This is a genomic window from Paraburkholderia sp. BR10937 (assembly GCF_040965695.1).
In the GTDB taxonomy this organism is placed as follows: domain Bacteria; phylum Pseudomonadota; class Gammaproteobacteria; order Burkholderiales; family Burkholderiaceae; genus Paraburkholderia.
Map to the genome: position 1 here is coordinate 14,832 of NZ_JBFRCL010000009.1, position 11,337 is coordinate 26,168.

Genomic DNA, 11,337 nt, shown 5'->3' on the forward strand with positions numbered 1-11,337 from the left:
GTGGCCGCTGGCATGAGACCAGCGGCATTCGGGTTATGCATGTGCCGCCGCAACGGTCCGGCGCGGCTCAAACCGGCGCGTCGAACGCGGGCAGCGACATCGTCAGGACGGTGCCCTTGCCTGGCTCGCTGTCCAGCTGGACGTCGCCGCCGTGGCGCGTCACGACTGTTTTCACGAACGCCATGCCGAGCCCAGCGCCGCTCACCTCGGGCCGCTGTTCCGCGTGAAAGCGCTGGAACGGCTGGAACAGCCTCGCCTGATCTTCCTGCGAAATACCGTAGCCCTGATCGCGAATCGAGCAGAGCACACGCGGCGGTGCGCGGTCGTCCAGCGCGACGGTGCAGACGATGCGCGTATCCGCAGGACTGTACTTCACTGCGTTGTTCAGCACGTTCACGAGCGCGCGCGTCATGAGCGAGCGGTCGGCGTTGATCCAGCCCATCTGCTCGCCTTCGAACACGGTGTCGATCTGGATGCGCTTCGCGTGCGCCTGCGGCCACACTTCGTCGCTCGCATCGATCAGCAGCTCCGCGAGGCTCGTGGGCTCGAGCGCATACACCTGCGATTCGGCGCGCGCGAGTTGCACGAAGTCGTCGGCGAGCTTGAGCGAGCGGCGCGCGTAGCGCTCGATGCGCTCCATCACGCCGCGCACGGGCTCCGAGCCGAGCGTGCCGCGTTCGCGCTCCGTCTCGACGAGCGCGACGATCGAGGCCTGCGGCGAGCGCATGTCGTGCGACAGCAGGCGCAGCGCGTCCTCGCGCTGGCGTTCGGCGTCGTGCAGCTCGGTCACGTCGACGAGACCCGCGATCCAGCCTACCGCCTGCCCCTGCGCGTTGGTGCAGCACGCGTAGCGCAGCAGGTAGTCGCTGCCGTCGCGCGCGCGCACTTCCACGCCACGCTCCATCAATTCCGCGAACTCGTCGCGCGCCGGGTCGAGCGGCGCGGGCCAGTGCGCGTGCGCAAACGCCATCGCGTCGGGCGCCGGGTCGATCGGCTTGACGAGCGCGAGGTCGCCGAACACGTCCTGCATCCGGCGCCCTTCCGCGGCGCTCACGTTCAGTCGCTCGAGATACGCACGCGAAGCATGATTCGCGATCAGCACGACACCGCGCAGATCGGCCACGAGAATCGGCTCCGGCACGGAATCGAGGCTGTCCCACACGAAGCGGCGCATGTCCTGCAGCCGCTGCGCGGCCTGCGCCATGAGCGCCATTTGCTGGGCAAGCGCGTCGCCGGCGAATTCGCGGCGCGGCGTGGGAGCCTCGGGCAGCAGGTAGGGTTCGTCGGCAAGCTGGCGCAGTTCCTTGCGCAGATACGCCATCGTCATCTCGAGGCGGCGCCAGCTCCACACCGGATAGACGATGAGTAGCGCGACGATCGCGGGCACAGGCGGGAGCCAGAGGCGCGCGTGCAGCATGCCCGCGCTCGCGCCGAGCGACACGGCGATCAGGAACGCGAGCAGCAGCAGCGTGCGCAGCGGCGAGAGCACGAGGAAGCCCGCCAGCAGCAGCACGAGCGGCGCGAGCGAGGCAAGCACGACCATGACCGGCGGCACGGGCTGGATGGCGCCGCCGTTGAGCAGCGTGTCGAGCACGATGGCGTGGATGTACACGCCGGGCAGCGGCCCGAGCGTACCCGAGAGCGGCGTGGCGAAGCGGTCGTAGAGCCCCGAGGCCGTGACGCCGACGATCGCCACGCGCCCGCGCAACTGCTCGGGCGGCACGCGGCCATCGAGCACGTCGGCGAACGAGACCTTGCGGAAGGCCTGCGAATTCGCGCCGAACGGAATCAGGAAGCGCGACTCGCTGCCGGGTGCCGCCGCATGCAGCACATCATCGCGCTGCGCGGCGCCGGGCGTGCCGTGCGCGAGCTTCACGGCGCCGCTGCGCACCGCCCGCCAGACCGGCACCATCAGTTGCGGCCAGCGCTGCTGCGCGTCGCCTTCGAACAGCGCGACGCTGCGCACGATGCCGTCGCTATCGACTTCGAGGTTGATATGGCCCATGCCGGCGACCGCCTGCGCGAGCGGCGCGACCGGGGGCACGGCCTCGCGGTGGCCGGTGTCGTCGGCGGGCGTGAGCAGGATCGGCAGGAACGACGGGCGCGCGCGCAGCGCCTGCGCAAAGTGCGCGTCGTCGGGAGACGATTCGGTGAACAGCACGTCGTAGACGACGGCCGCCGCGCCCGCTTTCGCGAGCTGATCGACGAGCCGCGCGTGCAGCTCGCGCGGCCAGGGCCAGCGTCCGAGCGCGGCGACGCTCGCATTGTCGATCTCCACGAGCACGATGTCGGGCGACACCGGCAGCGCGCGCGCGGAGAGCAGGCGGTCATAGACCAGATGGTCGGCGCCGCTCGTGAGCCGCCAGAGCACGCAGAGCACGACCACGACCACGCCCGCGCAGCCCACCCCGACCCATTCGAACAGGAAGCGTCGCCCGACGGAGCGGCCAAGGCGCGCGGGCGGCCTCACGCTCCTGCGCGGCTCCGTCCCCCATCGAGCCTGAACGACTGGACCGGGCTGGCCTTCTGGTAATAGTGGCCGTTGTCGAACTGCTCGGCGATCACCGTCCAGTAGTAGACGCCCTTCGGCAGATCACGCACGACCGCGTCGCCCGCCGTGATGTCGGTACGGTCGATGAGCGGCGCGCGCAGATCGGACGTCGTGCCGAGCACGAAGCGAAAACGCGTGTTCGGCGCGTTGCGGTCGATGAACCAGCGGAACGCGAAGTCGCGCGAGCCTTCGATGGGACCGGCGCTCGTGCCGAGCGCGACGCGCCGGCGCTCGAACGCATACGACGCCGGCATGCCTTCGAGACCGCGGGCGTCGATGGCGGAGATGCGTACGAAGTAGGTGCCGTCTTCGAGGTTGGCAAACGACGCGCGCGGGTCGGCGCTGCGCTGGTCGCGAATCATGTCGAGCAGGCCCGCGTCGCGGCCGATCTGCACGCGCCAGGCGCTCGCACCCGCCGACGGCGCGATTTCGAAGGCGACTTCTTCGTCATCCTGTACTTTCGACGGATGCAGCAGCTCGGGTGCGTCGAGCAGCGTGACGGGCGCGCCCGCCGGCTGGCCCGCCAGCGTGAGGTTGCCGTGGTGCGCGGCGACGAGTTGCTCCGAGGCGGCGAGCGGCGTGCCCGGTGCCGGCGGCCGTGCGTGGGCGCCGCTGCGGCGGCGGGCCGGCGAGTCGGCGTCGACGCCCACCGCGCCGTCCAGCACCTCGACTGCCGTCGCGCTCTTGTCGCCATCGTAGCTCACGCGAAACTGCGTGCCGCGCACGCCGGCCACCACGGAAGGCGAGCGGATCTGGAAGCGATCGTCCTTCTTCGTGGCGTGCGTGACCTCGCTGTTCACCTCGCCATGATGGAGATCGACGATGCGGTCGGTCGCGCCCGTGAGCGCCGTTTGACGCAGCGTGGCAAGGTCGAGCGAGGTATCGGGCGGCAGCGCGATATGCGAGCCATCGGCCAGTTCGAGGGTGGCGAAACCGTTGTGGCCGGTCTGCACCCGGTCGCCTTCGACGAGACTCGCGCCGACCGTGAGCGGCAGGAGCGGACCGGCGCGGAACGCATGCTGCACGGGACCGTTCGCGGCAACCACCTTCGCGCTCAGGCCATCCTGGCGCAGCAGCGCGACCGGCACGCGCAGCGTCGTGCCCGGCTGAAGGTGATGCGGCTCGCTCACATGATTGAGGCTCGCGAGCGTCTTCCAGTCGGCGGGATTGCGCAGGTAACGCGTCGCGATGTCGTAGAGCGAGTCGCCCGGGCGCGTGACGTAGGTGGTCATCTCGGGCGGCTGCGCCGGCGAGTGCTCGCGGGCCTCGGCGCCGCGGGGAAGGGCAAGGAACGCGAGCGCGAAGGCAAGGAACGGCGCCGCGGTGGCGCGCACCGCACGCGCGCCCCTCACGCGTTGTCCCCCTCGATGCGTTCGAGCCGGTAGCCGTAGCCGTAGATCGGCGTGAGGCGATAGCCGTTTTCCGGACGCAGGCCGAGCTTCGAGCGCAGCATGGAAACGTGCGTGTCCATCGTGCGCGAAGGAATGTCGTCGGACTGTTTCCAGATCACGTCGAGAATGTGCGCGCGTGACAGCGGCCGGCTCAGGTGCTGAAACAGCAGCAGCGCGAGATCGAACTCCTTCTGCGTGAGCGCGACGTTGCGGCCGCTCACCGAAGCCTGGCGCGACTTCAGGTCGAACTCGTACTCGCCGAAGGTTTCCTTGAACGCGGGCGTGTGCAGCTGATAGGCGCGGCGCAGCAGCGAATTGACGCGGGCGCTCAGCACCGGCGCGGAGACGGGCTTGACGACATAGTCGTCGGCGCCGGCGTTGAGCATTTGCGCGATGTCGGCCTCGCGGCTGCGGCTCGTCATGAAGAGCACCGGCAGGCGCGTGGAGAGGCTCTGCCGCACCCAGTGCAGCACTTCGTCGCCCGCCATGTCGGGCACGTTCCAGTCGAGCACGAGCAGATCGAACGTCTGCCGCCGAAGCTGCCTGACGAGCTCGCTGCCCTTGGCGAACGCGTGGCAGACGTGGCCCGCTGCGCTCAAGGCCTGGCAGACGAACTCGGTCTGCGCTGCATCGTCATCCAGTACTGCAACTCTCATAGCACCCCGCAACCAGGTTTGTTCTTCATCGTCCTGCGATGGACTGCCTCCCTGCCGCACCGCGCTGCCACCGGGACCATCGCCTGGCGGGCTCTGGCGCGCGCTTCGGCGCCGGATCGTCGGCCGCCCGTCCTGGCCCTGGCGGCACGCGGAACCCGCCGTGCAGCAAAGGCCGCTACTCTCGCCGCGTCTCGAAAAAAATGGGAGCGCGAGGCCGCGCTCGATTTCGGTGAACAGATCGCTCTCATGTTAATCACTCATGGTAGTCGAATTTGCCTTCGTTCGAACCGGGCCTGGCCGCCTCGCCCGCGGCTGAAGGCGATTCCGCGAGCAGCGCGGTCAGATGGGAGCGCACGTGCTCCCATGCCGCATGCGCGTAGTCGGGCTGCAAGGCCGCGCGCGACTGCGCCATGACAAACACGCGCAACACTGTGGACGAACACTGTGTCAGGCGCTCGGCCGCGCCGAAACGCGAAAGGTGCAGCGCTTCGCTGAGCCACGGGAGTTCGGCCGCGCAGGAATCCGCGTAGGCCTCCATAGCGGCGCGCGCATGACGGTCGCGCGCGAGGTCGAGCTCGATGCGGTCGAACTCGCGGCCACCGTCGGGGCTGTCCACGCGCGAGCCCGGTGGAAAACGCATACGGCCGGATCGGAAAAACATGTAGCCCCCGTGAAGACAAGCAGGCAGAGCAACGGAAGTGAAGCGGCCAGGCGTTTTTTCGCGGACGCAACAACGTCGAGCCGCTCGCCATGCGCGAAGCGGCAAAAAGAATGCGTTCTGGAGTGCGGAAAAAAATGTGGCGACGGCCGCGTGCTGCGCACTGCGTGGTCTCCGGATTCCGCCCCCGGAGTCGGACCGCCAGCGCAGTCATCGTCGTACGCGGCGCGAGCCCCGCTGCCAGCGTCACCGCCCGACGCTGTCAGCGGGCCGCAGCCGCCTCCCTGCACGACGAGGCACGTGCCGCCATCGCCACGTCCACCTCAAAGCACTGGTTTTCCCAGCGTTATCCGGCGAACTCGGGTTCGCTCTGACTTCCTCTTGCTGACCGCATCGCCAGGTCCCGAGCGAGCCAGCCCCCGTAGCAGAAATCCGTTGCCAGCGGCGCATGCGCGAAGCTCGCGTGGCGCTGGCGGAGCGCGGCCGTGCTTGCATTTGCCGCGACGACGTATTCTCACCTGGGCGCCATGAATTTACTGTCAGGGATTGTTAAATCTGTCAGAACCGGCGAAAAGCGGTGAAAAGCCGGGCGGATGGCATGGCGCGGGCGATGGCTCCAGTGAGCCCGCGTAATGCGGCGCATGACCGTCACGCCCCTCGATTGATTCGCAATCCTAATTCGCAGTCGGAAAACAGCGGCGGCGGGATTCCCGCCATGGAGATCCCGCCGCTGCAGCAAAGCAACGCGCTATGCGTTAGTGCTCGGTTTGCCGCTCGTTGCCCCGTTCGCCACCCTGGCTGGGACCGTGGCCGCCCTGACCACCCTGAGGCGGCGCAGCCGGCCGCCCCTGCGGCTGTTGAGGTGCGGGCCCGGGCGCACGCATGCCACCCTGCGGCTGTTGAGGTGCGGGCCCGGGCGCACGCATGCCGCCCTGCGGCTGTTGAGGTGCGGGCCCGGGCGCACGCATGCCGCCCTGCGGCTGGGGCTCCGGCGGACGCGCATAGCCCTGCGCGGGCGCGCCGGCCGGCGACCGGCCGCCGAACTGCTGCTGCTCGGGCGGATGCCCCGCCTCGTGGGGACGCATGGTGCCGGGCTGCTCCATGCCAGGCGGGCGTTGCGCTCCGGACGGCGGTGCGCCGCGCATCGGCTCATTGGGCGCGGGCGGGCGCTCGCCGCCGCCAGGCGCAATCGCGGGCGGACGGCCAGGCGCGCCGTGCCACGCCGGCGCGCCTGGCGGTCGCCCGCGCTCAGGCGGCGGAACGTGATCCCATCGATGCTGTTCGCCATACCACGGCCGGTCGCGGTAGAAGCTGCCCCAGTAGGCACCGAGCGAGAACGCCACGATCGGCACGCCGATCTCCGCGCCATAGTCGGTGAGCGGCACGTAGTTGCCCTGATACGGATAACTGAGATACCCACCGTAGACCCAGCCGCGCAGACCCGGCACCGTGACGTCACACCACGAATAGTCGCCCACGCAGCCCATCACGGTGACGGGCTGGCCGGGTCCCAGTTCGGCAACGACGGGATAGTCGCCTGAAGGCCCGGCGTACAGATCCACAGGTTCGCTCGTGTAGGCCGCGGATTGCGCGCTGGCGTCGGACGACGCGAGCACGAAGCCGGTTGCGAGGCACGCGCTGGCGAGCGCAGGTACGAGCGCACGCAGGCGCGTGTTGAGGCGCTTGGACATTGAGTCTCCCTGTTCCAGCTAGTTTGTTTTTCCGCTGCGCAATTGCCGTGCCCGGGTCGTGACGCTGCTTCGAGGTTATGCGTTTTCTTTGACGTAGTGAAGCTCCACGAGAGCCATCGTTCGGTACGTACACCGAAGTACTGGATTCTCGACGAACGCACGCGCATTGCCGGCTGCCACATGATCCGCAACCTGATCGAGGAAGTGATCGAAGAGGAAGGGCTCGACGCGTACGAGAAGTTTGCCTATGAAGTGATCAAGGAAGGACGCAGGGGTCTGCAGACCCGCATCAAGGCGATGGCGCTGCCGGGCAAGTATCGCAAGGTCGCCTTCGTCGACGTGCCGTACAACCATCCCGATGTGCAGACCTCGTCGGCATTCGCGAAACTCGACTCGATCATGCACTCGCCCGTGGAAATAGAGATCCGCAAGGACGGTACGCGTGCGAGTGACAAATTCCGATAGATGTCCTCCGCTGTCGCCCGTCCCCGCCGGCGAATCAAGCTCCGCCCATAATCAACGAGCACTGGCCATGCCGACTGCGGGTCATCGACTATGCGACCAAGACGTTCAGTAACCGTGGCTTCCCCCAACCACGAGCGCATCGAACTCGGTTTTCACACGGCCTCGATATCACCTGCTTTTCATTCGTTCATTATTTTTAGAAACGAGGAAAATGTCCGTACCGCCAGATCCAGACAAGCCGGAAACTTTCTTATATATCAATCGGTTACAAGGGAACACTCGACTTTCCGTGTCCCAAGCCAAAATTACTCGTTTTCTTCGAAGTAATGCCCGAACTTGACCTGCTTGGTACGGATATAACGCTCGTTCTCCTCGCGCATCGGGATCGCGAGCGCCACGCGTTCGATCACCGGGAGGCCGTGCTGCCTGAGCGTGTCGAACTTCTTCGGATTGTTGCTCATGAGCTTCACCGACGACACTTTCAGCAGGCGCAAGATCGCCGCCGCCGAATCGTATTCGCGCGCGTCGTCGGGCAGACCGAGATCGAGGTTCGCCTCGACGGTGTCGCGGCCCTGCTGCTGCAGCTGGTACGCGCGGATCTTGTTCGACAGGCCGATGCCCCGGCCTTCGTGGCCACGCAGGTAGAGCAGCACGCCACGGCCTTCGGCCGCGATATAGCGCAGCGCGAGGTCGAGCTGCTCGCCGCAGTCGCAGCGGTAGGAACCGAACACGTCGCCGGTCAGGCACTCGGAGTGGAGCCGCGTCAGCGTGGGCTCGCCGCTGCCCACGTCGCCCATGACGAGCGCGAGATGCTCGGCGCCGCCGTCCTTCACCCGGTAGACATAGGACTCGAACGTGCCGTAGCGGGTCGGCAGCGTGGCAGTCGCGTCAAGCACGACGCATTCGTTGGCGTTGTCGCCGTCCGCACAGGACGACTCAGGAAGCGTAGGCATGATTCTCGAGCAAAAAACTGGCAAAACCGGCAAGGGGCCGGGTTGAGGTTCGGAACCGGAGTTTACCGCCATTTGCTCCGCCCCGCCGCCCAGCCCCGTAGGGGGCCGCCCGGTCTGCGCCGCATGCCCTCGGCATAAATGGTGCGACCCCGCGCATACCCCGACGACGCACGGCACGCGAGCCGCCTATACTGAAATGGCTTTCCAATGGCTTGACGGGCAATCCACCCGGCTTGCCGCACCGCGCAATGACTGGACAACCAGAAGGACGAAGAGGGTCGCCCTATGACAAGCGTTGCACAGGTACTCAAATCGAAGCCGGAACAGGTGGTGTACACGATCGAAGCCTCCGATTCCGTCTACAACGCAATCCGCCTGATGGCCGATAAGCAGATCGGCGCGCTGCTCGTGACCGACGGTCCATCGATCGCCGGCATCGTCACCGAGCGTGACTACGCGCGCAAGATCGTTCTGATGGACCGATCTTCGAAAACGACCGCCGTGCGCGACATCATGAGCACGCACGTGCGCTTCGTCCAGCCGGAGCAGACCACCTACGACTGCATGGCGCTCATGACCGAGCGGCGCATGCGCCACCTGCCCGTCATGGACGGCGGCAAGCTCGTGGGGATGGTGTCGATCGGCGACCTGGTGAAGGAGATCATCGCCGAGCAGAAGTTCACGATCGAGCAGCTCGAGCATTACATCACCGGCGGGTCTGGCGCCTGACGTAACGCGCCCGCCCCACCCTCCAGACCGCCAGACGTGAAAAAGCGCCCAATCCGGACGGGGTTGGGCGAAGCCACCTTTCGGCGGCGGAGGTTCCACGCATGAAAAATCGCGCGATGGTTTGCGCGGGCGGCGTGCGACAAAGGCGGAACGGTGTCCGCCTTCGCCGGTATCGGTTGGGAGCCAGGCTGGGTTGGGGCGCGGCCGGGTCAACTTGCGAGGGCGTCTGGGCCTGCCCGGAGCGCCCCGGCACCGGCTGGCGCGGGAGCGGCCAGCCGGTGGCCGGTCGATGTCGCCTGCACCGGTGCCTGGGCGACGGCCGTTTGCACCGTTCCGTTTTCCCCGGACTTCGGCACCCCATGACGGCGCGCCATGCCCGGCTATCCGCTCAGTTGCCCGCGCCGGTCGCCCACGCCGGTCGCCCGCTTAGTTGCCCGCTTAGTTGCCGAAGTACACCGACTGCGACGGACGCACCGTGGCCGGCTGGCCCGACTGCGCCGAACCCGAGGTCGACGGGCCATAGCCGCTCGTTTCAGCTGCCGGCGCTTGCTGCGCCAGGCCTTGCTGCTGGTTCACGCGGGCTTCGGCGGCCTGGATGTCGCTCGGGTAAGTCGCGTCGTTCGCGGTAGCCGGGTTGTAGCCGGCCTTCTCGAGCTGGATCAATTCGGACTTCACTTCGGCGCGTGTGACCGGACCGTTGCCTTGCACCTGGGCAAACGAAAGGGCCGGAGCAGCCACGAGGGCGGCGACGAATGCAGCTTGAATCAGGGTACGGGACTTCATGTTCATTACCTCCATCACTTGTTTTATGCCGGCGGCGGTGTCTGCTTGCATCGCCGAACCAGTGATTTCAGTGTATTGAGACAGGAGCCCAGGGGAAACCCTTATTTCGAGAAAATATACTTTCATTCGCGGCAACAATGCCGCGCGCATGCGATGTCCCGCGAGCGCCTTGCGGCGCGGCGCTTCGCGCGGATTGCGCCGAAGCACTCGAGCCGATCACAGCGGGGCCACACTGCCGTCCAGCAGCTTGCGCGGCCCGCTCACGAACCGGCTGCCCAGTTCGTAGAAGCGCAGCGGCCGGTCCATCTCGCGCGAGAGCCCGATGCGCGTCGTCACCCCGACGGGCCGCTCGGGTTCGTCCACGCGGCCGATCCAGAGTCCGTGCCCACGGCACAGGTCGACGCCGTCGAAGGCCGCCGCGATGCCGAACGCCTGCGAGAGCCGCCCCGGCCCGCGCGCGAGATCGCGCAGCGGGACGCCGGGGCGCAGCGCCTCCATCGCGCCGATGCCTTCGAGCGGCTCCAGCGCGCGAAACAGGATGCCCGCGCCCACGTCCACGGCTTCACTCGACATGTTGAACATCCAGGCGCTGCCGTAGGTCAGCCGCACGTGGGCATGACCGCGCTCGCGGAACATCGCGGCGTTATAGGGCCGGCGTCCGATGTAGGCGTAGCTCGTGGAGTCGCCCACGGGATACGCTTCGACTTCGACGAGCCGCCCGGCCATGCGCCCGCGCGCCAGGTCGCGCACGATGTATTTGCCGACCATGAAGCGCGCCAGCTCGGCGGTGTCGAGCGGCAGGTCGTTGCGGTGCAGTGGCAGGATCGTCATCGTCATCGAAGCGTTCTCGGGGTGATCGGCGCAAGCATCGCGGTTTCGCGGACCGGCGGAGTGTAGCGCTGCCGCGCTCGCCCACTGCTCATCTACCGCTTAGCCACGTGCGGCCGGCCATTGCGCTACCATCGTCCGCATATCCGCGCGAACGGTTCGCGCTACCTCATGATCCGGCGCGCGTCGCTCGACCATTCTTCACGACCCGACGAGCGCTAACGAAGGAGCTGCACGATGAACGAACAAAGCGCGATTGAATTCCTCACGACCGTGCGCAAGCCCCTGCTCACGCTGCACAAGGCGATTCTCGACCACGAGCGCAAGGACTACGAACGCGAGTTCGGCCCGGTCACGCCGGCGGCCTTCCTGCAGGTGCTCATCAACGGCTCGGGCTTTCGCTGGCTCATGCCGCTCTCGACGGTGATCGCCAACGTCGACGAAACGCTCGACGCCAAGGACGCGAGCCCCGACGATCGCATCGGCGCGGCGCAAGGCGTGGCGGCGCTCTTTTCCGGCGAGGAGTCGGCGCAGTTCTACGAGCGCTATCAGGCGTTGTTGCAGGCGAGCCCCGAGATCCTGCACTTGCACGGGACCGTAGCACCGCTGCTCAACGCCCTGAAGAACTGAGC

The 11,337-nt window shown here is 67.4% G+C and carries 10 protein-coding genes and 1 pseudogene; 3 read left to right on the forward strand and 8 right to left on the reverse strand.

Going from position 1 to position 11,337, the window contains the following annotated elements:
• Positions 1-67: 67 nt before the first annotated feature.
• The 5 genes from AB4Y44_RS09680 to AB4Y44_RS09700 all read right to left on the reverse strand — a co-directional run bounded on the left by AB4Y44_RS09680 (position 68) and on the right by AB4Y44_RS09700 (position 6,947).
• Positions 68-2,470 carry a CHASE2 domain-containing protein gene (locus AB4Y44_RS09680; protein WP_368699343.1) on the reverse strand — a complete coding sequence of 801 codons (2,403 nt, stop codon included), beginning with the start codon at positions 2,468-2,470 and terminating at the stop codon, positions 68-70.
• Positions 2,467-3,903 carry a FecR domain-containing protein gene (locus tag AB4Y44_RS09685; RefSeq protein ID WP_368699344.1) on the reverse strand — a complete coding sequence of 479 codons (1,437 nt, stop codon included), beginning with the start codon at positions 3,901-3,903 and terminating at the stop codon, positions 2,467-2,469. The genes AB4Y44_RS09680 and AB4Y44_RS09685 overlap by 4 nt, the downstream gene beginning before the upstream one ends.
• Positions 3,900-4,598 carry a response regulator transcription factor gene (locus AB4Y44_RS09690; protein ID WP_342922547.1) on the reverse strand — a complete coding sequence of 233 codons (699 nt, stop codon included), beginning with the start codon at positions 4,596-4,598 and terminating at the stop codon, positions 3,900-3,902. The genes AB4Y44_RS09685 and AB4Y44_RS09690 overlap by 4 nt, the downstream gene beginning before the upstream one ends.
• A 253-nt stretch (positions 4,599-4,851) precedes the next feature.
• Entirely contained in the window at positions 4,852-5,238 is a 387-nt protein-coding gene (locus AB4Y44_RS09695) for a hypothetical protein (protein WP_342922546.1), read from the reverse strand.
• 773 nt (positions 5,239-6,011) lie between these two features.
• Positions 6,012-6,947: an SH3 domain-containing protein gene (locus AB4Y44_RS09700; RefSeq protein WP_368699345.1), complete on the reverse strand. Its 936-nt coding sequence runs from the start codon at positions 6,945-6,947 to the stop codon at positions 6,012-6,014.
• A gap of 102 nt (positions 6,948-7,049) precedes the next feature.
• On the opposite strand from AB4Y44_RS09700, the pseudogene AB4Y44_RS09705 reads away from it, so the two are divergent.
• Positions 7,050-7,385: pseudogene (locus AB4Y44_RS09705) on the forward strand (hydantoinase B/oxoprolinase family protein); the annotation flags it as partial.
• 332 nt (positions 7,386-7,717) lie between these two features.
• Here the strand turns inward: AB4Y44_RS09705 and ribA are convergent.
• A complete protein-coding gene (gene ribA, locus AB4Y44_RS09710; RefSeq protein WP_035513597.1) occupies positions 7,718-8,365 on the reverse strand; it encodes a GTP cyclohydrolase II in 648 nt (215 codons plus the stop codon).
• Between the two features lie 285 nt (positions 8,366-8,650).
• On the opposite strand from ribA, the gene AB4Y44_RS09715 reads away from it, so the two are divergent.
• The gene (locus AB4Y44_RS09715; RefSeq protein WP_342922544.1) at positions 8,651-9,094 is read left to right on the forward strand and encodes a CBS domain-containing protein; all 444 of its coding nucleotides are present in this window, start codon (positions 8,651-8,653) and stop codon (positions 9,092-9,094) included.
• Between the two features lie 438 nt (positions 9,095-9,532).
• Here AB4Y44_RS09715 and AB4Y44_RS09720 read toward each other — a convergent pair whose 3' ends face one another.
• Together AB4Y44_RS09720 and AB4Y44_RS09725 are read right to left on the reverse strand one after the other, a co-directional pair.
• Complete coding sequence (locus tag AB4Y44_RS09720) at positions 9,533-9,877, reverse strand: DUF4148 domain-containing protein (protein WP_342922543.1); 345 nt, start codon at positions 9,875-9,877, stop codon at positions 9,533-9,535.
• A 216-nt stretch (positions 9,878-10,093) separates the two neighbouring features.
• Complete coding sequence (locus tag AB4Y44_RS09725) at positions 10,094-10,714, reverse strand: DNA-3-methyladenine glycosylase (protein WP_368699346.1); 621 nt, start codon at positions 10,712-10,714, stop codon at positions 10,094-10,096.
• Between the two features lie 228 nt (positions 10,715-10,942).
• Between AB4Y44_RS09725 and AB4Y44_RS09730 the strand changes: the two genes are divergently transcribed.
• Positions 10,943-11,335, forward strand: coding sequence for a hypothetical protein (locus AB4Y44_RS09730; RefSeq protein WP_368699347.1), 393 nt, complete (start codon positions 10,943-10,945; stop codon positions 11,333-11,335).
• Positions 11,336-11,337: the final 2 nt, after the last annotated feature.